This is a genomic window from Methylomonas sp. 2BW1-5-20 (assembly GCF_052474515.1).
On the sequence record NZ_CP184127.1, the window covers coordinates 2,751,168 to 2,773,288 of the forward strand.

Sequence of the window (22,121 nt, forward strand, 5' to 3'; positions counted from 1 at the left end):
GATCGGCCTCTGATCCTGCATTGCGGCGGGGCGTTTTTCAACGCCCCGCCTGACGCGATATAATCGCTTAATTATTTTTCAATCACTATCCTCACGGGAGTTAAACAATGGCAATCGAACGTACTTTCTCAATCATTAAGCCTGATGCAGTCGCTAAAAATGTGATTGGGGAAATTGTCAGCCGCTTTGAAAAAAACGGCCTGCGCATCGTCGCATCCAAAATGCTGCAATTGAGCCAGGAACAAGCCGAAGGCTTTTATGCCGAGCATAAAGAACGCGGTTTCTTTAAAGACTTGGTCAGCTTCATGATTTCCGGCCCTGTCGTTGTCCAAGTATTGGAAGGCGAAAATGCGGTACTGAAAAACCGTGAATTGATGGGTGCCACCAACCCTAAAGAAGCGGCACCAGGCACCATCCGCGCCGACTTCGCGGTCAGCATCGACGAAAATGCCGTGCATGGCTCCGATGCGCCGGAATCCGCCGCAAAAGAAATCGCTTACTTCTTCTCCGCCGATGAACTCTGTGCCCGCATCCGCTAAACCGGCACTGATTAATCTGCTGGATTTCGACAGAAAAGGCCTGCAAGCCTTTTTTGTCGGACTCGGCGAAAAGCCGTTTCGCGCCACTCAGGTCATGAAATGGATTTATCAGGAAGGCATCGTCGACTTCGATGAAATGACCAACCTGAGCAAATCGCTACGCACTTATTTAACGGAACACTGCCAAATCAGGGCGCCTGAAATCGTCGCCGAACAATTGGCGTCCGACGGCACTTGCAAATGGGCGGTGCAAATGCACTGCGGCAACCGGGTGGAAACTGTTTACATCCCGGAAGAACGCCGAGCTACTTTATGCGTCTCCTCCCAGGTGGGCTGCGCGTTGGCCTGCACCTTTTGTTCCACCGCCAAACAAGGTTTTAACCGTAATTTGTCCACCGCCGAAATCATCGGCCAGCTCTATCTGGCTCAACAACGATTGGGACCGGAACGCCGCATTACCAACGTGGTGATGATGGGTATGGGCGAACCTCTGCTGAACTTCGACAATGTGGTGGCGGCAATGAATTTAATGATGGACGACTTCTGTTACGGTTTGTCCAAACGCCGCGTCACCATCAGCACTTCCGGCATCGTCCCGGCGATGAAGCGCCTGAACGAAGTCTGCGACGTCAGCGTGGCTGTCTCGCTACATGCACCAAACGATGCCTTACGCGACCAGTTGGTGCCGATCAACGTCAAATATCCGCTTGTGGAATTGATGGAAGCCTGCCGCGAATACGCCAAGACCGGCCCGCGCAAACACATTACTTTCGAATATGTGATGCTGGACGGCATCAACGACAGCCTTGAAGACGCGCGCACCTTGGTCAAACTACTAAAAAGCGTACCGTCCAAACTGAATTTGATTCCGTTCAATCCGTTTCCGCAATCGCACTACCGCTGCTCCAGCAATACCGCGATTCTGAAATTTCGCGACATTTTGCAAAACGCCGGGATCGTTACTACCGTCAGAAAAACTCGCGGCGAAGACATTGATGCGGCCTGCGGGCAATTGGTCGGGCAAGTGCAAGACAAGAGCCGCAGACATTTAAAGCTGCAAGCCCAAGGATTCTCGCATGGCCAATAGGCAAGCGGCTCGCGGATTAGTTCTGATGAGTCTGTTGTTAGGGGCGTGCGGCTTGCTGCCGGACACCCGCGAGACGATGAGCAATGCGGAAAAGGCCAAGTTGAATTTACAGATGGGCGCACGCTATCTGGACATGGGCATGCTCGACGTCGCCAAGGAAAAGTTGGAAACTGCGGTGCGACTGGACTCCAGCAATCCGGAAACGCATAATACCTTGGCGGCTTTTTATGAACGCATCAAAAAATACGAAGAAGCCAACGACAGTTATCAAGCCGCGATGAAACGCGACGCCGATAGTTTCAGTATTAAAAGCAACTACGGCCGCTTCCTGTGCGAACAAGGTCAATTCGAAAAAGGCATGGCGCTGTTGCAGCAATCGATGGAATCGCCAATGAACAATCGGCCTTGGTTTGCACTGACGAACATGGGCATTTGCTACGTCAAACAAAACAACAGCTCACGCGCCGAAGAGTATTTTCGCCAAGCCTTACAAACCCAACCCGATTACTCGCCTGCCTTGCAGGAAATGCAACGCATCAGCTACCAAAACCAACAATTCATGTCGGCCAGGGCGTTTCTGGAACGCTATCTAAGCGTAGCTAAACATACCGCGGAAACATTGTGGATAGCGTTCCAAACCGAACGGGCACTGGGCAACAGCAAAGTATCCGAAGAATATCGCGAACAATTATTAAGCTTATTTCCTGCGTCCAAAGAAGCGCAACAAGTCAAAACCGCGATCAGCAAATAATCCCGGCATTTAAATAAAGTATCATGGCAAAACAACAACAGGCTATCCAAGCCATCCGCGGCATGCACGACATCCTTCCCGAGCAATCGCCCTATTGGCAGTGGCTGGAAGGACAAGCCAGACAGGTGCTCGGCGCATACGGCTATCAGGAAATCAGGCTGCCTATCGTCGAAAAAACCGAGCTGTTCAAACGCTCGATCGGCGAAGTCACGGACATCGTCGAAAAGGAAATGTATACGTTCGACGACCGTAACGGCGACTCTTTGACTTTGCGTCCGGAAGGCACCGCTGGCTGCCTGCGCGCCTGTCTGGAACACGGCCTGCTCCACAATCAAACTCACCGCTTGTGGTATTACGGCCCGATGTTCCGCCACGAACGGCCGCAGAAAGGCCGTTACCGGCAGTTCTACCAACTCGGTGTGGAAACCTACGGCATGCCAGGCCCGGACATCGACGCGGAAATCATCGCGCTGACCGACCGGCTGTGGAAGCAACTCGGGATCCGCGATAAGGTCGAGCTGCAAATCAATTCCCTGGGCACCAGCGAAGAACGTCTGGCCTATCGCGGCAAACTGGTCGAATATTTCCAACAACATCTGGCGGTTTTGGACGAAGACTGCTTGCGCCGCCTGGAAACCAATCCGCTACGCATTCTGGATAGTAAAAACCCCGACATGCAGGCCATGCTGCAGCAAGCCCCGGTGCTGCTTGAGCATCTGGGCGAAGAAAGCCTGGCGCATTTCAATAGCTTGAAAGCGACACTGGATGATCTGGGCATTGCCTACCAATTGAACACCCGTTTGGTGCGTGGTCTGGACTATTACGGAAAAACCGTGTTCGAATGGGTCACCGAACATTTAGGTTCGCAAGGCACCATCTGTGCCGGCGGCCGTTACGACAACTTGATCGAGCAATTGGGCGGCAAGCCTAACCATGCTATCGGCTTTGCGATGGGTATGGAGCGCATCCTGGCCCTGCTCGAATTGCTGGACCATGTACCGGTCGCAACTACCACCGATGTCTACATGATCCGCGTCGGCACAAGCGCCGAGGCAGCCGGCATGAGCTTGGCCGAACGCATCCGCGATGCGATCCCCGGCCTGAAACTGCAAGTCAATTGCGGCGGCGGCAGCTTCAAAAGTCAGTTTAAAAAGGCCGATAAATCCGGTGCCGAGTATGCGATTATCATCGGCGACGACGAAGCCCAACGCGGTGAAGTTGCGTTAAAACCGTTGCGTATCGATGAAGCGCAAAACACCCTGAATCACGACCAGCTCCTGCAAACGCTGCAAGACTGGCATAGCTAATAATCCCTTGTAACCTGTAAATAGAAGAGAAATACCGTGGCAATTTACGATACCGAAGAAGAACAGCTGGAACAGTTGAAAAAATGGTGGGAAGCCAATCAGACTTCATTGATCGCCGGTGTTGTCACCGCAATTGTATTGGTGAGCGGCTGGAATCTCTGGCAAAACCACCAACTGGACAAACGCAACCAAGCCTCGCAAATGTTCCAACAATTATTGGAAAGCGCGGCCAAAGACAATGGCGAATCCACCGAAAAATTGGCGGAACGCTTGCCAGCGGAATTCCCCGGCACTGCTTACGCCAATTATGCCGGCTTGCAACAGGCCAAAGCCAAAGTGCAGAAAGGCGACCTGGAAGGTGCTAAGGCTGTGCTGGAAAAAGAAATAAAAAACACCGATAGCGATGAGCTAAGGCACGTAGCGCGTTTACGCCTGATTCAGTTGCTTTTGGTCACCGGCAAATACGAAGAAGGCTTGCAGCTAATCGCCCAAGTGGATCCTGCGAAATCCGAAGGTTTCTCCGCCAGCTACGACGAATTGCAAGGCGACCTGTATGTGGCTTTGGATCGCATCGACGAGGCTCGTAGCGCTTATCAAAGTGCGGTCAGGACCGGCCAAGCGACCCCGCTGACTCAGTTCAAACTGGATGATGTCGCAACGCAGACCAGCGCCGCACCGATAACAGCCAATTAAGAGATACGCGCTTTAGCATGCATACCTGGAACTTAAGATACCGCTCTGTTTTTCCGCTACTGACTTGTCTACCCTTGCTGGCTGGCTGCGCGGGACTGGACGCTGGACGCGACTTTGTCTCCGGTCTAACGGAATATATTACCGGCGATGACGACAACGCCGATCCGCCGGCCACGTTGCAGGAATACACGCCGGAAGTGCAACTGGAAATTGTCTGGAAGGAGTCGATCGGCAACGGCGCGGATGAAAAATATCTGAAGCTAACGCCAGCGGTCGCGGAAGGCACTGTGTATGTTGGCGACAACAAGGGGCATTTGCAAGCGAGAGGCGCCGGCAACGGCAGCCTGACCTGGGAAAATAACACTGATTACAGCTTCTCGGCAGGACCGGGCCTGGGCGTGCATACTCTGGTAATGGGTACCAGCAACGGCGAAGTAATAGGCTTCGAGAAAGGCACCGGCGAACAACGCTGGAAAATCGATGTACCCAGCGAAGTACTGGCGGCCCCCGTGGTCAGTCACGGCATCGTAATCGTCCGCACCACCGACGGCAAGATCATCGGTCTAAAAGAAGAAAACGGCGCGCAACTGTGGACCTTCGAGCATAGCGTGCCGGCTTTGAGCATCCGCGGCACCGGCGCCCCCATCATCATCGACGACAACGTGATCGCCGGCTCGGCCAACGGTAAGCTGCAAGCCCTGCAACTGAAGGACGGCAAGGCCATTTGGGAAGCGACTATCGCCATTCCGAGCGGCCGTTCCGAAGTCGAACGTCTGGTCGATCTGGACGTCGACCCAGTCGCCAGTCGCGGCGCGATTTATATTGCCAGCTTTACCGGCGGCGCATCCTCGGTTTCGGAAGTGGACGGCGACGTACTGTGGCGCAACGAAGCGGTTTCTTCATACACCGGCCTGAGCCTGGATTATCGTTATCTCTACGTCAGCGATACCCAAAGCGACGTCTGGCAACTGGATCAACGCAGTGGCGCCTCGCTGTGGAAGCAAAAAGACCTACATAATCGCCAATTAACGGCGGCCGTGGTGTATCAAAGTTATGTCGTAGTCGGCGATTTCGAAGGCTATGTGCATTGGCTGTCCAATAGCGACGGCCGCCAAATGGCCCGAATCCAGGTCAGTAAAGCGGCGATAGAAGCCAAGCCGGTAGTCGTGGACGACACTGTTTTCATTTACGCCAAAGACGGCACCCTGGCCGCCTTGAGAGCAAAATAAACCTATGTTACCCGTAATAGCCCTAGTGGGCCGCCCCAATGTCGGCAAATCCACGCTGTTCAATTATCTGACGCGCAGCCGCGAAGCGCTGGTCGCGGATTATCCCGGCCTGACCCGCGACCGGCAATACGGTCGCGTCAAACGCGGCGAACGCGACTGTCTGATAGTTGACACCGGCGGTATTACCGACGAGCAGGCAGGCATAGACGTTTTCGCCAAAAAACAGGTGGAAATTGCCCTGCAGGAAGCCGACGTAGTGTTTTTCATGGTCGATGCTCGCGACGGCGTTAACGCCACCGACGAAGCCATTGCCGACATGCTGCGCAAACTCGGCAAACCGGTGGTGCTGGTGGTGAATAAAGTCGACGGCATCGACAGTAACACCGTGACCAACGACTTCTATAGCCTGGCGCTTGGCGAACCCATCGGGATTGCCGCCACCCACGGCCGCAATGTTCACGATTTACTGGATCGCATCGACGAATTACTGCCGGTGGTCGAGGACGAATTCGAAGAACAAGATCCGGGTATTGCCATCGCTATCGTCGGCCGGCCGAATGTCGGCAAATCGACCCTAGTGAATCGGCTGCTCGGCGAAGAACGCGTAGTGGTTTTCGATGAAGCCGGCACGACTCGCGACAGTATTTATATTCCGTTCGAACGCAACGGCCAGAAATTCACCTTGATCGACACCGCCGGCATGCGCCGCCGCTCCAGGGTATCGTTGACGGTGGAAAAGTTCAGTATCATCAAATCGCTGCAAGCCATCGAAAAAGCCCATGTGGTGATTTATTTGATCGATGCCCGCGAGGGTGTCACCGATCAGGATGCGCATATTTTGGGCTTGGTGCTGGAAGCCGGCCGCGCCTTGATCATAGGCTTGAACAAATGGGATGGTCTGAACGCCGAACACCGCGATTTCGTGAAAAAGCAGATCGAAATCAAATTATCGTTCCTGGAATTCGCCGAAAAGCATCCGATCTCTGCCTTGCACGGCAGCGGCGTCGGTAAGTTGTTTGATGTGGTGCATACTCTGTACGACTCGGCCATGACCGACATGTCAACGCCATTGCTCACCCGGATTTTGACCGACGCACTAACCGCTCATCAGCCACCGCTGGTTGGTGGCCGCCGGATTAAATTGAAGTACGCGCACCAGGGCGGCCGCAATCCGCCGGTAGTAGTAATACACGGCACCCAGACCGATTCCCTGCCCGGCGCCTACAAACGCTATTTGATGAATTATTTCCGCGACCAACTACAACTGACAGGTACACCGATACGCCTGGTATTCAAGTCGCCGGAAAACCCGTTTCAAGGCCAGAAAAACCCGCTAAGTGATCGTCAGGTGAAAAAACGCAAACGCCTGATTGATTTCAGTAAACGAAAAAAATAACAACTCAAGATACCTGGAGCATCCTTATGGCAACCATCACTTTCCAAGGCAAACCGATCAACACTGTCGGCGATTTACCAGCGGTAGGTGCGCAAGCGCCGGATTTCCAGCTGACCAACCGCAAAATGCAGGATGTTAGCTTGGCCGACTTTACCGGCAAACGGAAAGTATTGAATATCGTACCCAGCCTGGATACGCCGACCTGTGCCACCTCGACCCGTAAATTTAACGAAAAAGCCGCTCACCTGAACAATACCGTGGTGTTGGTGGTTTCCGCCGACCTGCCCTTCGCTCAAGTAAGGTTTTGCGAGGTCGAAGGCATCAAACATGTTGTGCCCTTATCAACTTTCCGCTCCAATTTCGCTCACGATTATGGCGTCGAGTTGCTGGATAGCATCCTGGCCGGTCTGACCGCCCGCGCCATCGTGATCATCGACGAAAACGACAAAGTCATCTACACCCAGCTAGTCAGTGAAATTGCCGACGAACCGGATTATGCCTCCGCCTTGGCGGCATTGAATCAATCGTAAACCAACCTAAGCCGAGCCGCCATTAATCGCAGAGTCCCACGGCAAGCAAATGTTTACTAGTTTCTCTTAGCTTCAACCGCGAAAAAAATGCGCCTTGTGGCGAAGAATAGGCTTCACCATCTTGGGATGCCATCTTGCATAATCGATTAATGCCCGGCCGATAACGCGATCCTGATATATATTTCGAAATTTCCTATCCGTGGTTTTGACAATCGGCAACTAACACCAGGTAACATTCCAATGCGGCAACGTTTTTTCCGTGGAATTATATGGCCGGCTAAACGTCCCAATGTTGCCGCGACAAATCGCGCAGCGGAATTTGGATAAACGGAATGTTGATATCAGCAATTATGCTGGTAATCTTCAAACTCAAGCGGCTTGAACCAGACAATTTACTCATAGAATCAGAAAAATCTAATATGCAAACATTAACTAAAAAAATTAAAAAAAATGTGACGTTGATTTTTTTCGGTGTAGTGCTTCCGGCGTTCAACGTTGCGTGGGCGGAATCCGACAAGCAACTCCAGGAAAAAACGCTTAAGGCCCGAGAAATGATTCATCAGCAATCTATGGACCATTCGGCCCATGCCAAATTAGCCGACGAAACCGAAGGGTTTCGTGGTGTGTTTTATGGCTATTTGCCCTGTAAGGAGAAAGATTGCGATGGTTTCAAAATGACGTTGTCATTGAAACAAAAGAACAATTACCTACTGGTTACCCAATATGCGAAAGCCTCGTCCAGAGAATATTACGAAAAAGGCAAATACATTTGGGACGATAAAGCTCGTACACTTTCGCTCACATCCAATAAGGATGAGGTCAAACGTCAATTCAGCATTAAAGACGAAGGCACCCTGATTCAGCTTAATAGCGATGGCTCGCCTATGCCCGGTGACCAGGACGACTATACCTTGGCACGAAGCGATAAGTCTAAATCTCGGGAAGTGCACATTCACTAAGCAAGTGATTCTCGCATTAAGTCAGATGCGTTGGATTAAGGCGAGGCCAATACAAATCAGGCTTGCAGAGTGAGCTCCAATCAGTTTAGACCCGGCTTAATGCCTCTCAATCCACCTAATTACGGGAACTATACACGCTGATTTGGCATCTAAAGCTTAAGTTTGATTGAGGATTTTTATCCGGGCATTTAAAATCCCGACCAAAACACTCAAATTATCTTGGTGAAATTATTATTTTAGCTTCATGTTATCCAGGTATTTTTTCTTCTACATCAATTCGCCTGATGTCTCAAATAGCCTTAGCGTATGCGACGGCATAAGCCAGTGGTAGCGATTAAGATGACTAGCGATGAATCAGCGCGCCGCCGCGGAGTACGTCGTCAGCAGGAGCGACGAACCAATCCCTTCACATTCAATTCGACGGAGTGGATCGCTTTTGTGCAGCAGCAGTATATGCTGTGGCCGAAGGAAGATAGACGCACGCTGGATCGTCGACGTGCGGAGCGCCGAGAAATTGATCGTCGGGCTGCGTTACGGAATGCCGAACGGGAAATGCCGTTTCAACGCACACGCTGGTTTTCAGCCGAGCACATCCTCAACGACGACGAAAAACAAATGATTCAGGCTCTTTTCGCGGAAGAAGAGTAAACCCGTCACCAGCGGCCATTGTCAACGTAACAGGATGTCCGCCGGATGCCTAACCTGCACGGCAAAACTCTCTTTCGAGCGTTTAACCCAGCCTCTGGCCTCCACTTCTTTACCCACATAAGTTTCCAACGGCGGAAATAATGCCGAGGATAACGGCTCCACACTCACGGACACCTTGTCGGAAAATTGTAGATAGCTATGTTTAGCAGTCTTTTTTACGGCACGGATGCGTCCGTTTATTCGCTTCCAACCTTGGTAATTACTCCCATCGAGCCGGTCGAAGGTTAGCGTGGCATAGGCAGGATCCGCCCAAATTCCCAGTTTGGCTTGTTCGGCACTACGCTGCGCCGTGAGCAATGGCTCGAGATATTTCAGATTGGGCGGATAAATATTGACCGTGGCCAAACCACGCTTTACCAGCTCCAAGTTGATATGTTCCTTGTCTTCGGTAAACACATAGGCCAAGGTCCGCTGATATTTGTCCTGCTTTTCCACATCGCCCTGCAGAAGAACCTTACGATGTTCCAATTTGCTCTTCAGCCAATCCTTGGCTTGTTCGCCGCCGGCTTCGGCGGATTTGTTACGGCCGGCAACCTCCGGCGTATTGATACCCAACAAGCGGACTTTCCGGCCGTTGCTTAATAAGATAGTATCGCCATCGAACACCTTCTCCACCCAATAATAAGTGGAGCCGGGATTGATGCTTAAGACTTTGGCATTTGCATCGCCATGATCTGCATAATGGTGTCGGCCTTGCCGGTCGGTCCATTGGTAAACGTCCGCCGACAACATAACCGGCAAGAAAGCCAACAGCCAAAGACAGTGTTTAGCGCATTTCACCATTTTTCCGATCACCATGACTAACCAACAGATTATCGCCGCCACTCAGGCTTGGCTAAAAACTTTTGTTATTGAATACAATATCTGCCCGTTTGCGCGCCGCGAACAGGAAAAAGGCAGCATTCGCTACCAAGTCGTGTCTAGCAACAGCATAGAAGACAACCTGGAAGCGGTGATCGCCGAGTGCGTACATCTCGACTCGGAGCCCGACACCGAAACTACCCTGTTGATTTTTAGCGAGGCGTTTACCGACTTTGAAGATTTCCTGGATTTGCTGGCTATCGCCGAACAATTGTTAATCGATCAAGGCTACGAAGGCATCTATCAACTGGCCAGCTTCCATCCTGATTATTGTTTTGCGCAAACGCCGGAAAACGACGCCAGCAATTACACCAACCGCTCGCCCTACCCAATGCTGCACCTAATTCGCGAGGACAGTATCGAAAAAGCCGTTGCCAGCCATCCCGACCCTAACGGTATCCCCGAGCGTAATATAGCGCTTACCCGGGAACTGGGGCTCGAGAAATTGCAGGCTATTTTACATGCCAGCTATCAAGCGTAATTAGGCGTTAATTTATAATTTGAAGAAATCTTTTTATCAAAATTAGGACGTAAAAGCCCCCTGTTTTACAAAGCCCCGATAAACATACTCGCCGCCGCCATTTGCACCTGTCGGAGTGAATTAATAGTCCGGCTTACCGGCGGATTTTTCAGCAGCCGGCTCCCGGCCGCGCAAACCAACCTGTATACGAAGCGTGAATTCGAAAACGCTTGAATTCACGGTAGCATGGTCTACGCTTTTTCCTTGCAAGTAATTCTTCATGGATGGCATGGATGCAGAGAACCAGTTGATTTAATTAACAAGCCAACCGGTTTTTATAGGTGAAATGTAGTAGCAGGAGGATAGATGTTGAAATGGGATTGTAAATACGAACTCGGCAACGAAAAGATCGATTCTGAGCATCGTATCTTTTTGAGTTTAATTGTGGATTTCCACGAAGCTGAAAGTCTAGGTCTGCCCAAGGAAAAAATGATCAGGATATTTAAGGAAATTTGCAAATATGCAGAGTTCCACTTTCTCAGCGAAGAAAACCTCATGATAGATAATTTATATCCTGAACAAGAACAACACGCCAATTCCCACCGAAAATTACTGGCAGAGGCCAATAACAAACTCTATCAATTACAATCGGACAGCATAAGCCCAAACGAGGCCTTTAATTTTTTATTCAATTGGTTCGCTTTCCATACCTCGTCCGAGGACAAAAAATTGGTCGGTCATATAGAAGCATGCATGAGACACAACCTAAATTCTTCTGCCTAAAACCCCATCGAAACTTAATCGTCGCGGGGTAGTTAAAATGCACCACATACACTTTGCCTACCTCGGCCCCCTCTCGAAATCAGCTCTCAATTACTCCATTTCGCGACCAACAAGGATTAATTAAATCAAGCCCCCCCGAACAATTGCTGTTCAATGAAAACAGTTCGACTGGTGCCGTTTCCATAAGCAGCCTTCCCGCATAACTGGTACTACTGACAGTTTAGTTAATCAGGTAGCTAAATAAGCTGTATTGCTGGATCTGCCCAGCCTGTTACCACTTCCATAAGAGCTCTTTTACTGACGCCGCTCTGTCTAAAGCGTTGGAAGCGTCGCATTGGGGATAGAGTTGGTATTCGTAATCACGCTACGCTGCGGTAGGTAATTTAGCAGCAGATCAGTTTCCAGCTTAACTACGCTATAGCACTCACAACTCAGCGTTTCAAGTTTCGGCCGGTTAAGCACCTTAATCAATCCGCGCGAATATGAAATCACGTCGAGTTGCTGCAAGTTTAGCGCGGCCTGGGTGACGCTTTCGCGGCGAACGCCTAGCATGTTGCTGATGAATTCCTGCGTCATCGTCAAGTGGTTGTGAGACAGACGATCCATGGAAAGCAGAAGCCAACGGCAAAGTTGCTGGTCAATCGAATGCTGCCGATTGCACACCGCGGTCTGCGAGATTTGTGTGATCAAGGCCTGCGTGTAGCGCAGCATCAACATCAGCAACTGGCCATGGCGGTTGAATTCCTCTTTCACTTGCAGCCTAGGAAGTCGATAGGCAAAACCGGCACTCTGTACCATCGACCTGCTCGGTGTGCTCTCGCCACCCAGAAACAATGTAATACCTAGCAACCCCTCATTGCCCACCACGGAGATCGCAGTCGACGCCCCGTTTTCCATCATATACTGGAGTGAAACTATGGAGTCGGTGGGAAAGTAGACATGGCGCATGGGGCGCCGGGATTCATACAAAAGCGCGCGTAAAGGCAGCGGGACCAGTTCCAGGTATGGGAACAAGCGACTTTGAACATCTGGCGATAAGGCCGCTAGAAGATGATTGTGTTGTGGCTCGGGCTTGGCGGGCATTTAGACGCTTTTAGAACTGAAAAGTTGACAGGCTGTTGAAATTCGAAACAGGACTTTAGCGAGTATACCGAATGACAGGATCGTCAACCATATCTCATTGAAATTCAAATATTAGCATCTGACATAATCTGATTGTTGAGCGCGTGAGGAGCATGATAGAGGGTAATTTGGTGGGTTCATGGGATAGCTAATACCATGAACAAGAAAGCCCATGCATGTCTTTATATTTTGCTGGGCTTTGAAACAATAACGAACTAAATGGAACACATTAGAAGATTCCTAAGAGTAATAATCAAAATCCTCTTTTTTCTCCAGCTTGAAACGCGGTTCGACGCTGATTTCAACATCCTTGATTCTAGTAGTTTCCGTCGCGGGCTTGGAACGAACTTCCTCCATAAACTCTTTGAACCACTGGGCATTGATTACACTTGCCATATCTTCGTCTTGCAGCACATTATGCTCGTCGGGTAAGCTGCCAAAGTCCCTGGCGGTTTGCAGCGCAGCCAAACAGGCATCGTTATCGCCTCGCAACGCATAAATGCAGGCCAAATTATACGCCGCGCTGCCTTTTTGAATGCCGCAGGCCTTTTCGAAAAAGTCTTCCGCCAAATCGTAAAGATCCGGTTTGGCCGCTTCCGAGCTGATGCGGGCCAATTCCATAAACGCCACACCGCCATCTATCGCGGCTCCCAAATAGTTGGGCGAAATCAGCAAGCAAAACGAAAACTTGGAAATGGCGTCTTCGTAAATCTCAATAGCGGATTTCGGCTCTTGAGTCCGGGCTTCGTGCAATAGACCGAAACCCCAATGATAAAGCGCTTCGGCTACAATCAAATGATCCGCAATCACATTGGCAAAGCCTTGATACGCACCTTTATAAAGTTGCTCGGCTTTGCTGCCCTCGTTTTTCCGGGCTTGGGCAACTTGCTTGATCGCCGCATCTAAGGTGGAACGCTTTTTAAATGAACTCAATAGCGACATGGATGAATCCTCACTTCTGTTTTGTAAACCGGGTTGCGATAAAATAGCTCGGCATACTACAACATCCTACAACAACCGGAAAATGTTAATGACCGACACGCTTCCCGACCTGGAAAAAGCCAAGGTAAATTTGGAAACCTCGTCCATTCCCTGGGCCGAATTGCAGCGTTTTTTCGCAGCCGGATTGGCCATCGCGGTAGCAGACGAGTTGGACCTGGTCGAAGTAGCCTACCAGTTCTCGCGCGACAATAAAGCCCAGGTCGAGCAATGGTTGAATGCCGGCCTAATCGGCCATGTTACCGATCGACAGGCCGGCGAATGGATAGACACAAACAACTCGGTATGGGCGGTCGTGGTCAGGCCCTGGGTGCTAGTTCAGGCAAGTATTTACGCGCCAGCCAATAATCCAGGCTGACGAAACGCCCGCCCCCCAGAAAAAACAAGGCCAGCAGCATCACAAAATACGTGGCGGCAAATTCGATTCCGTTATTCAAGATTACCAGCGCGCCATTTTCCGTAAGCCACTGGTAATCGCCCTGCACTTGCAAAATTTCCTTGGCCCGCTCCAAGCGCTCTATCGCCCCTATCGTCCGTTCGGTGGCGAAAATACCGCTACCGGTGGCAATAGCTAACCAACCGTTTTTGAGATGCGCACTGACTGCCGCCACCACCATAATCGCCATTAACGGCAACGTAATCGGCCGGGTGGCAAAGCCGAGCAGCAAAAACAAAGCGCCGGCAATTTCACACAGCGCGACCAAAAACACCAACACATAGGGCGCCGGCAAGCCCAAGCCCCATTCCGCGTTACCGAACCATTCGGCGGTATCGGAAAAGTTCGCGATTTTTTTAGTCCCCGCCATCCAGAATACCGGCGCCAAATAGAGCCGCAGTAACAGCGGCGCCAAAAAATCCACGTATTTTCCGGCATCGCAGCTGCGTCGGGACAATTGCATGATACCCGGCAGCTTATCGACAACCATAGCCATTAACGACACAAAAGACGTACTATTCATTTTAATCCCCTCCCCCAATTTTATTATTATCTGCCCGTTTTTATGAAAATCAGCAGTTCGTGCATTTTTACAGACATTCCAGCTCAGTTGCCAACGGAATTATGCCAAACGTTGCTTGCCAAGCCTAATATTCGTATCGAACGCATTATTTCCAAGGGCCATTGCAGCACCGAGGACGATTGGTATGACCAAAGTCAGGATGAGTGGGTAATATTATTACAGGGCCAAGCACGATTGACATTCACCGATGCGGATCCTGTCGAATTGAATCCCGGCGACTATTTATTGATTCCAGCCCATTGCAAGCACAGAGTAGATTGGACCAGACCGGACACCGAATCGGTCTGGCTGGCCATTCATATCCTGGAAACTTTAGCTTAGCGTGGCTTGGCCGCTTGTTGGCGGGGTTTTCGAGAGTTTGGCGGACGCTTGCCAGGCTCTCCAGCCCGGCCGGCTTGCGGACGTCCTGACGGCTTACCGGGTTGAGGGTTTTTCGCTTTAGGTTGCGGTTTGCTGTTGGTCACCTCCAGCGATACGTTCGGATAACCGGTATCATCGACTCGCGGAATCTGCCGCTTCAACAGCTTTTCGATGGCCGCCAACAGATAGGCTTCTTCCGGATCGACCAGCGAAATCGCCTGACCTTCAGCGCCGGCTCTTCCGGTGCGGCCAATCCTATGCACATAATCTTCCGCCACTTGCGGCAGATCGAAATTCACCACATGCGGCAATTGGTCGATGTCCAGGCCGCGCGCAGCGATGTCGGTGGCAATTAGCGCGGTAATCGAGCCGTTTTTAAACTCCTCCAACGCCCGTACTCGCGCACCCTGGCTCTTGTCGCCGTGTAAAGCTGCGCAGCGAATGCCGTCCTTGATCAGTTGTTTGCACAAACGATCCGCGCCATGTTTGGTGCGGACAAATACCAGCACCTGTTGCCAATGGCCGTTGCCTATCAGGTAAGACAGCAATTCGCGTTTATATTCGCGGCTAATGCCGTAGACCAGTTGCGATACGGTATCGGCAGCCGCATTACGCTTCGCGACAGCGATTTCTACCGGATCGTTGAGTATTTGTTCGGCCAACGCACTAATTTCCGGGGCATAGGTCGCCGAAAACAACAAATTCTGGCGTTTGTTCGGCAGCAACGCGATGATTTTGCGAATGTCACGGATAAAGCCCATATCCAGCATCCGGTCGGCTTCGTCAAGCACAAAATGTTCGACCTTAGACAAATCCAAATGCCGTTGCTGTATCAAGTCCAGCAAACGGCCCGGCGTAGCGACCACAATATCCGTGCCGCGCTGTATCTTCTGAATCTGCGGATTGATGCTGACACCGCCGAAAATCGCCTCGGCAAAAAACGGCAAATGCTTGCCGTAGGTTTTGACGCTTTCATATACTTGCATCGCCAATTCGCGGGTCGGCGTTAAAATCAACACCCGAACCGGACGCGGTTTTTGCGGCACCGGTTGTCCTTGCAATAGCTGTAGCAAAGGCAAGGTAAATCCGGCGGTTTTACCGGTACCGGTCTGTGCACCGGCCAGTACGTCCCGGCCTTGCAAAATAACCGGAATCGCCTGCGCCTGAATCGGTGTAGGTGTTTCATAGCCTTGCTCGGCAACGGCTTGGAGAAGTTGCTCGGATAAACCCAATTCTGAAAATAACATGCAAAAACCTTATGTAAAACCCGTAATTAACGGGTGTATGAAAAGAAAAGATATGGCATGATGCCCAAGCCAAGAGTAGCAAAATCTAACTTTGCGCCTACAATAAACCCCGGATAGCGTGACCGCGATTCTTTAGAAGAGACCAATCACATGAGTTTCGAAAAACGAATTCACCGTAGAGTAAAACCTAGAGGCCTGCAAGCAGGCATTATTTTCAACAGCCGGACTCCAAAGGAAATTTCGCTGAATGCGGAAATTCTGGATATCAGTTACAGCGGCATTCGGGTTAAGCTTCAAGATCCGATCAGTGCGGATGTTGTCGGCAAGATTAAAATCACCATGGTATTGCCGGAATCCGGAATGCCGTTCAGTGTGCACGGTATTCTGAAACATCAGCATGTTGACTCGGAGTGCGGCCTACACTATGTCGATCATGTGGAAGGCTCCATCGACGACCTGATGTTTGAATGCGTGGAACTGGACGAAACTACGGTACTGATCAAAACCGCTTAGCCGGCAAAGCCTGATCGAAGAGCGCTGTGCCTGCCGAATAAGCACCATCGACACACACCTAGCTGGTAATCACAAACCGCACCGCATCCAGCCTAAGCTGTGTCTCCTGTATGCTTTCGTGCGACAGCATGGTCATTTCCTTGAGTTGCTCTATTTCCTGCGCCTTGATACCGGGATTGATCTTTTTCAGTCGCACCAAACGTTTGATTTCGCCGGTCAGCGTCGCAATCATCAAATTGCTGCTGTCCGCGACCAGTTTCTGCATCCGCGTGGCCACCAACTGTTCGGCAACTTTGATCATATCCTGGATATGCTGGCGCTGACTGTGCAAAAACTGACTGATTTGCGCTTTATCGAAACTATCCCCGGTTTCGACCAAGCTATCGTGGCTAATAACGGCCGTTAGATCCTTTTTATTTTGATCAACTAAAACGCGTAGCGGTGTATGCGGTAAAAACCGGCCGATTTGTAACTCGGCGGGGGCACTGCATTCAGCGACAAACAGTAACTCCAACAAAAATTGGCCTGCTTTGAGCTGCGAATGTTTAACGACGCTGACCGCGGCATTGCCGGTCTCGCTGGACAACACCAAATCCATCGCGGACAACACCATAGGATGCTCCGCAGTGAGAAATTGCATGTCTTCCCTGGCCAACGCGATATCGCGATTGATGGTTACCGTCAAACCGTCGTCCTGCAGCATCGGGAAATGGGCGATGCGCAGATTCTCGCTGGGCCATAGTATATGGCAGTCGCGCGAATGATCTTCGACATCGACGCCATAACAGTCGAACATGGCTTCCATAAACGGCCACAAACTCCCGTCGCTTTCGCCGGCAGTAATCTCTGCCACCAGCCGCGCGGCTTCTTGCGGACGGCAAGAATTTAGTTCCAACAGCAAATCGCGGCCTTTATGCAATTCATCTTCAACCTGGCTGTTTAAAGTTTTGGTGGTGGCAATCAAGGCCTCGACTGCCGCCGCATCGCGGCTAAGCAACGCGTTATCGCGGGCATCGCCCAGCAACTTCAGGACTTGCGCGGCACCCGAACAGTTATGCCGGAATGCGTCCAGGCCCTCGTCGTACCAGCGGAATAACACGTGCTGAGCGCTATCGACCAGGTATGGAATATGGATTTGAATCACATGCTTCTGGCCGATCCGATCCAGACGGCCGATGCGTTGCTGCAGTAAATCGGGATTTTCCGGCAGATCGAACAGAAATAGATGACGCACGAATTGAAAGTTGCGCCCTTCGCTGCCGATCTCGGAACAAATCAGCACTTGCGCCCGGCTTTCTTCGTCTGCGAAAAACGCCGCAGCCCGGTCACGCTCGACGATGCTCATGCCTTCATGAAACACCGCTGCGGTATGCCCAACATGCTGCCGTAACAATTGTTCCAGCTGAATCGCGGTTTCCGCGCGTTTGCAGATCAAAAGGGCTTTTTCGTCGCCCAAGGCTTTCAACTTTCCAACCAACCAATGCAGATAAGGGCTGTTGGCCAAATCCGCAGTGTCTTCGCCGTGCAGCGGGTAGGCATGGCGCTGCCGATCCGGGAACCCCTGCACCGTTTGCCGGGAGTTTCTGAATAAAATCCGTCCGGTACCATGATGATCAAGCAACAATTTGATCAATTCTTCCCGGGCATGGGCTTGGCTATCGTTCACCTGTTGCAGCAGTTTGTCGACATTGTCCTGTTTTAATAGGTTTTTCAATTGCTCCTGCTGTTCGGCATCCAGCGCTGCGCCGGAAATCAGCAAATTCGCCAGTCTGGCCACCGGCTCAAACTGGCTTTCTTCGCGCAGAAACTGTTCGAACCGATAAAAACGGTCGGGATCGAGCAAGCGCAAACGTGCAAAATGGCTTTCCTTACCTAATTGTTCGGGCGTAGCGGTCAACAGAATCAGGCCGGGAGAGGCCACGGCCAATTGCTCGACAAACAGATAATCAGCACTAGGTGCGTCTTCGCTCCATTCCAGATGATGGGCTTCGTCGACCACCACCAAATCCCAGCCGGCATCCAAGGCTTGTTGCTGGCGATGTGCGGAATCGGCGAAAAAGCGCTGGCTGCACAGCACCAACTGCTCACCGAGAAACGGGTTCTCGTCCGGACTGGCAAAGCAGCGGCTTTCGTCGAAAATGCTAAAACGCAGATTAAAGCGGCGCAGCATCTCCACCAACCATTGATGCAGCAGGCTCTCCGGCACCAAAATCAACACCCGCTTGCTTAAGCCGTTGATCAAGCGATGCTGAATGATCAAACCTGCTTCAATGGTTTTACCCAAACCCACTTCATCGGCCAGCATAATGCGCGGTAAGGCGCGGCTGGCGGCTTGATGAGCAATATAGAGCTGATGCGGAATCAGTGACGCTCGCGCACCCTGCAAACCTTTGGTAGCCGCTTGTTGGTGCTGTTGCTGACGCCGCCAGGTTTCGTAGCGTAATAAGAACCAGGCCGTCGGGTCGAATTGACCGGTAAACAAACGATCTTGCGGTTTGTTAAATTGAATATGATGGTTAAGTTCCATCTCGTCGATTTGCTGCAACTGACCGTCTTCATCGATACCGATGTAGGTCAACAAACCGTTGTGCTGCTGCACCTGTTGCACACTAATCTTGGCGTAATCGGCAGATTCGATCACATCGCCTTCGTTGAACTGCACACGGGTCAAAGGCGCGTTATCTCTGGCATAAACCCGCTTGTCGCCGGTCGCTAAAAACAGCACGGTGACACGGTTAAACTCAGCATCCATCACCATACCTAAACCGAGTTCGGATTCGGTATTACTAATCCAGCGTTGGCCGGGAATAAACTCATTCATGTTTTACTTCTTGGAAATGTAATACGACTTTAAAAGCGCTGCATTGAACAGGCCGTATGATATGAAAAGCGGATTAATTCATGATTAATTTATCGAGGAAAAAGAATCGAGAATTTCAGCAATGCTTGAAAACATGGTTAAATTTAGCAGAACACTCATATTTTCTACGCGCTAAAACTCATCATTATCAGGAACACCATGGCAAAGCCGATCACACCGTTATTAGCCGCCGATATTTTGATCGAATTGATCGACCATCCGCAGCGCCCTTTCGTGTTGATTGAGCGGAAATATCCACCCTACGGTTGGGCGGTACCCGGCGGCTTTGTCGATGTCGGCGAAACGCTTGAGCACGCGGCAATCCGCGAAGCCAAGGAAGAAACCAGCCTGGATGTGGAACTAACCGTACTACTGGGTCTTTACTCCAACCCGCAACGCGACCCTCGCAATCACACCGTCACCGCCGTCTATCTAGCGCAAGCTCACGGCATGCCGATGGCGGCAGACGACGCTAAAAACTATGGGCTCTTTAATTTCGACAATCTACCCAGCCAGTTGGCCTTCGATCACGCGCAGGTAATAGCGGATTACCACCATTATAAACTGACCGGCGAGGTAACGCCTCTAAGAATATAAGCCTTACCTGATTCAGCGATCCGTTCGCCCCGGTTTAAGCGCTGGTTAGCCTTTCAAACCCAACACGTCCTGCATATCGAACAGGCCGCGTTGTTTGTCCGCCAGCCACGCCGCAGCTCTTACCGCACCGTTGGCGAAGGTCATACGGCTGGTAGCTTTGTGGGTGATTTCTACTCGCTCGCCTTCGTCTGCAAACATCACGGTGTGCTCACCGACTATATCGCCGGCCCGAATCGTGGAAAAACCGATGGTTTTGCGGTCGCGGGCACCGGTATCGCCTTCGCGGCCATAGATGGCACAGTCTTTTAGGTCGCGCCCCAACGCAGCAGCAACGACTTCACCCATCCGCAACGCGGTACCGGACGGCGCATCGACCTTGTGGCGGTGGTGGGCTTCTATCACTTCGATGTCGGTGTAATCGCCCATCACCTTGGCGGTCATTTCGAGCAACTTCAAAGACAGATTGACACCGACGCTAAAATTCGGAGCGATGACTATCGCCACATCCTTTGCTGCTTCGGCTATCGCGGCTTTTTGCGCATCGCTGTAACCGGTGGTACCGATCACCACCTGTTTACCGGCTTGCCGACAGATCTCGATATAACTCATAGACGCATCGGGCCGGGTAAAGTCGATCAACACGTCAAACCGATCAGTTAATACCGCCAAGTCGTCGCCGACTTTAATGCCGGCCGCCGCTACGCCGGCCAACTCGCCAGCATCCTTGCCGATCGCCAAGCTATCCGGCCGCGACACCGCCACCGTCAACTCGGCGTTTTCCGCCGCCAGCGCCGCTTTCAACAAACATAAACCCATACGCCCGGAAGCGCCTACAACCGCAATCCGTACCATGACTTATCCTGTTAACTTATCGAAGAAGTTTTTAACGCCATCCATCCAGCCATGCTCTTGCGGGCTGTGGTGTTTGCCGCCGCCGGACAAGGACTCGCCCAGCTTCTCGATCATGGCTTTCTGTTCCTTGGTCAGATGCACCGGGGTTTCCAGCTGTACTTTGCATAACAGATCGCCAACCGCGCCGCCTCTCACCGGTTTCACACCTTTGCCGCGCAAACGGAACATGCGACCGGTTTGGGTTTCCGGCGGAATTTTCAGCATGACTTTACCATCCAGAGTTGGCACTTCGAGCTCGCCGCCCAAACAGGCCATCGGGAAGCTGATCGGCACTTCGCAATACAGATTCGCACCATCGCGGGTAAAGATTGGATGATCCTTGACCTGCACTTGTACATACAAGTCCCCAGCCGGACCACCATTCGCACCGGCTTCGCCTTCTCCAGCCAAACGAATCCGGTCGCCGGTATCGACTCCGGCCGGTACTTTGACGTTAAGGGTTTTGGTTTCCTGGACTCGGCCTTGGCCGTAGCATTTCGGACAAGGGTCCTTGATTTGCTTGCCGGTACCGCGACACGTCGGACAGGTTTGTTGCACCGAGAAAAAGCCTTGCTGCATCCGGACCTGACCGTGGCCGTGACAGGTGTTACAGGTCACCGGGCTGCTGCCTTTTTTCGCACCGCTACCGTTACATTCGCCGCAAGCCACCAACACTGGCACTTTGACGGTCGCTTCGGTGCCGCCAACCGCTTCTTCCAGGGTCAGTTCCAGGTTGTAACGCAAATCGGCGCCGCGTTGCACGCTGCTGCGTTGCTGCCGACCGCCGCCGAAAATATCGCCGAACACGTCGCCGAAAATATCGCTAAAGTTCTCCGCCCCACTAAAGCCGCCGCGACCGCCGCCCATGGACGAATCGACGCCGGCATGGCCGAATTGATCGTAGGCCGCGCGTTTTTTAGGATCGGACAGAATCTCGTAAGCTTCCTTGACCAGCTTGAACTTCTTTTCCGCTTCGTCCGGATTATCCTTGTTTCTGTCGGGATGAAATTTCATCGCCATCTTGCGATAGCTCTTCTTGATCTCGGCTTCGCTCGCGTTGCGATCCAGTTCCAGCAGTTTGTAAAAGTCTTCTTTTGCCATAACGAGAAAAACCGCCGGCGCTAACCAGCGGTTATAGTAGGTATTGAATTAAAGGAATGAGGGATGATACCAGCATAGCATACACCTTCGCCTCACCCCTCTCCTTAGC

The 22,121-nt window shown here is 51.6% G+C and carries 24 protein-coding genes; 16 read left to right on the forward strand and 8 right to left on the reverse strand.

The window, feature by feature from the left end:
• The first annotated feature begins 107 nt into the window (after positions 1-107).
• The 10 genes from ndk (at position 108) to ACH50O_RS12615 (ending at position 9,139) form a co-directional block, all read left to right on the forward strand.
• On the forward strand, positions 108-539 hold the full coding sequence (ndk, locus tag ACH50O_RS12570) for a nucleoside-diphosphate kinase (protein WP_446808135.1): 432 nt from the start codon (positions 108-110) through the stop codon (positions 537-539).
• The gene (rlmN, locus tag ACH50O_RS12575; RefSeq protein WP_446808136.1) at positions 514-1,626 is read left to right on the forward strand and encodes a 23S rRNA (adenine(2503)-C(2))-methyltransferase RlmN; all 1,113 of its coding nucleotides are present in this window, start codon (positions 514-516) and stop codon (positions 1,624-1,626) included. Before ndk ends, rlmN begins: the two co-directional genes overlap by 26 nt.
• 25 nt (positions 1,627-1,651) lie before the next feature.
• Positions 1,652-2,377: a type IV pilus biogenesis/stability protein PilW gene (gene pilW / locus ACH50O_RS12580; protein ID WP_446808137.1), complete on the forward strand. Its 726-nt coding sequence runs from the start codon at positions 1,652-1,654 to the stop codon at positions 2,375-2,377.
• A gap of 23 nt (positions 2,378-2,400) precedes the next feature.
• Positions 2,401-3,684, forward strand: coding sequence for a histidine--tRNA ligase (gene hisS, locus ACH50O_RS12585; protein ID WP_446808138.1), 1,284 nt, complete (start codon positions 2,401-2,403; stop codon positions 3,682-3,684).
• Between the two features lie 36 nt (positions 3,685-3,720).
• Complete coding sequence (locus ACH50O_RS12590; protein ID WP_446808139.1) at positions 3,721-4,377, forward strand: YfgM family protein; 657 nt, start codon at positions 3,721-3,723, stop codon at positions 4,375-4,377.
• A 17-nt stretch (positions 4,378-4,394) separates the two neighbouring features.
• A complete protein-coding gene (bamB, locus tag ACH50O_RS12595) occupies positions 4,395-5,606 on the forward strand; it encodes an outer membrane protein assembly factor BamB (RefSeq protein WP_446808140.1) in 1,212 nt (403 codons plus the stop codon).
• Positions 5,607-5,610: 4 nt separating this feature from the next.
• Positions 5,611-7,002: a ribosome biogenesis GTPase Der gene (der, locus tag ACH50O_RS12600; RefSeq protein WP_446808141.1), complete on the forward strand. Its 1,392-nt coding sequence runs from the start codon at positions 5,611-5,613 to the stop codon at positions 7,000-7,002.
• 26 nt (positions 7,003-7,028) lie between these two features.
• Complete coding sequence (tpx, locus tag ACH50O_RS12605) at positions 7,029-7,532, forward strand: thiol peroxidase (RefSeq protein WP_446808142.1); 504 nt, start codon at positions 7,029-7,031, stop codon at positions 7,530-7,532.
• A 332-nt stretch (positions 7,533-7,864) separates the two neighbouring features.
• Entirely contained in the window at positions 7,865-8,491 is a 627-nt protein-coding gene (locus ACH50O_RS12610) for a copper resistance protein NlpE (protein ID WP_446808143.1), read from the forward strand.
• 339 nt (positions 8,492-8,830) lie between these two features.
• The gene (locus tag ACH50O_RS12615; protein WP_446808144.1) at positions 8,831-9,139 is read left to right on the forward strand and encodes a hypothetical protein; all 309 of its coding nucleotides are present in this window, start codon (positions 8,831-8,833) and stop codon (positions 9,137-9,139) included.
• Between the two features lie 21 nt (positions 9,140-9,160).
• Here the strand turns inward: ACH50O_RS12615 and ACH50O_RS12620 are convergent, their stop codons facing one another.
• Positions 9,161-9,997 carry a thermonuclease family protein gene (locus ACH50O_RS12620; protein WP_446808145.1) on the reverse strand — a complete coding sequence of 279 codons (837 nt, stop codon included), beginning with the start codon at positions 9,995-9,997 and terminating at the stop codon, positions 9,161-9,163.
• On the opposite strand from ACH50O_RS12620, the gene ACH50O_RS12625 reads away from it, so the two are divergent.
• Both ACH50O_RS12625 and ACH50O_RS12630 read left to right on the forward strand, forming a co-directional pair.
• On the forward strand, positions 9,996-10,541 hold the full coding sequence (locus ACH50O_RS12625; protein ID WP_446808146.1) for a DUF1415 domain-containing protein: 546 nt from the start codon (positions 9,996-9,998) through the stop codon (positions 10,539-10,541). The genes ACH50O_RS12620 and ACH50O_RS12625 overlap by 2 nt on opposite strands.
• A 345-nt stretch (positions 10,542-10,886) precedes the next feature.
• Positions 10,887-11,303, forward strand: coding sequence for a bacteriohemerythrin (locus tag ACH50O_RS12630; protein ID WP_446808147.1), 417 nt, complete (start codon positions 10,887-10,889; stop codon positions 11,301-11,303).
• Between the two features lie 312 nt (positions 11,304-11,615).
• On the opposite strand, the gene ACH50O_RS12635 is transcribed toward ACH50O_RS12630, so the two are convergent.
• On the reverse strand, positions 11,616-12,386 hold the full coding sequence (locus ACH50O_RS12635; RefSeq protein WP_446808148.1) for a Crp/Fnr family transcriptional regulator: 771 nt from the start codon (positions 12,384-12,386) through the stop codon (positions 11,616-11,618).
• A 279-nt stretch (positions 12,387-12,665) separates the two neighbouring features.
• Positions 12,666-13,367: a TPR end-of-group domain-containing protein gene (locus ACH50O_RS12640; RefSeq protein WP_446808149.1), complete on the reverse strand. Its 702-nt coding sequence runs from the start codon at positions 13,365-13,367 to the stop codon at positions 12,666-12,668.
• 88 nt (positions 13,368-13,455) lie between these two features.
• Between ACH50O_RS12640 and ACH50O_RS12645 the strand changes: the two genes are divergently transcribed.
• Positions 13,456-13,782: a DUF2288 domain-containing protein gene (locus ACH50O_RS12645; protein WP_446808150.1), complete on the forward strand. Its 327-nt coding sequence runs from the start codon at positions 13,456-13,458 to the stop codon at positions 13,780-13,782.
• Here the strand turns inward: ACH50O_RS12645 and ACH50O_RS12650 are convergent.
• On the reverse strand, positions 13,724-14,383 hold the full coding sequence (locus ACH50O_RS12650; protein WP_446808151.1) for an HvfX family Cu-binding RiPP maturation protein: 660 nt from the start codon (positions 14,381-14,383) through the stop codon (positions 13,724-13,726). The two genes, ACH50O_RS12645 and ACH50O_RS12650, sit on opposite strands and share 59 nt — an antisense overlap.
• 42 nt (positions 14,384-14,425) lie before the next feature.
• Here ACH50O_RS12650 and ACH50O_RS12655 point away from each other — a divergent pair, with 42 nt between their 5' ends.
• Positions 14,426-14,764 (forward strand): cupin domain-containing protein, encoded by a 339-nt coding sequence (locus ACH50O_RS12655; protein ID WP_446808152.1) that lies wholly within the window; start codon positions 14,426-14,428, stop codon positions 14,762-14,764.
• On the opposite strand, the gene ACH50O_RS12660 is transcribed toward ACH50O_RS12655, so the two are convergent.
• Positions 14,761-16,050, reverse strand: a complete 1,290-nt coding sequence (locus ACH50O_RS12660) for a DEAD/DEAH box helicase (RefSeq protein WP_446808153.1) — start codon at positions 16,048-16,050, stop codon at positions 14,761-14,763. The two genes, ACH50O_RS12655 and ACH50O_RS12660, sit on opposite strands and share 4 nt — an antisense overlap.
• Before the next feature lie 150 nt (positions 16,051-16,200).
• Between ACH50O_RS12660 and ACH50O_RS12665 the strand changes: the two genes are divergently transcribed.
• The gene (locus tag ACH50O_RS12665; protein WP_446808154.1) at positions 16,201-16,563 is read left to right on the forward strand and encodes a PilZ domain-containing protein; all 363 of its coding nucleotides are present in this window, start codon (positions 16,201-16,203) and stop codon (positions 16,561-16,563) included.
• A gap of 58 nt (positions 16,564-16,621) precedes the next feature.
• Here ACH50O_RS12665 and rapA read toward each other — a convergent pair whose 3' ends face one another.
• Positions 16,622-19,384: an RNA polymerase-associated protein RapA gene (rapA, locus tag ACH50O_RS12670; RefSeq protein ID WP_446808155.1), complete on the reverse strand. Its 2,763-nt coding sequence runs from the start codon at positions 19,382-19,384 to the stop codon at positions 16,622-16,624.
• A gap of 198 nt (positions 19,385-19,582) precedes the next feature.
• On the opposite strand from rapA, the gene ACH50O_RS12675 reads away from it, so the two are divergent.
• Positions 19,583-20,020 (forward strand): NUDIX domain-containing protein, encoded by a 438-nt coding sequence (locus ACH50O_RS12675; protein ID WP_446808156.1) that lies wholly within the window; start codon positions 19,583-19,585, stop codon positions 20,018-20,020.
• A gap of 45 nt (positions 20,021-20,065) precedes the next feature.
• Here ACH50O_RS12675 and dapB read toward each other — a convergent pair whose 3' ends face one another.
• Positions 20,066-20,872 (reverse strand): 4-hydroxy-tetrahydrodipicolinate reductase, encoded by an 807-nt coding sequence (dapB, locus tag ACH50O_RS12680; protein WP_446808157.1) that lies wholly within the window; start codon positions 20,870-20,872, stop codon positions 20,066-20,068.
• A gap of 3 nt (positions 20,873-20,875) precedes the next feature.
• Positions 20,876-22,012 carry a molecular chaperone DnaJ gene (gene dnaJ, locus ACH50O_RS12685; protein ID WP_446808158.1) on the reverse strand — a complete coding sequence of 379 codons (1,137 nt, stop codon included), beginning with the start codon at positions 22,010-22,012 and terminating at the stop codon, positions 20,876-20,878.
• Positions 22,013-22,121: the final 109 nt, after the last annotated feature.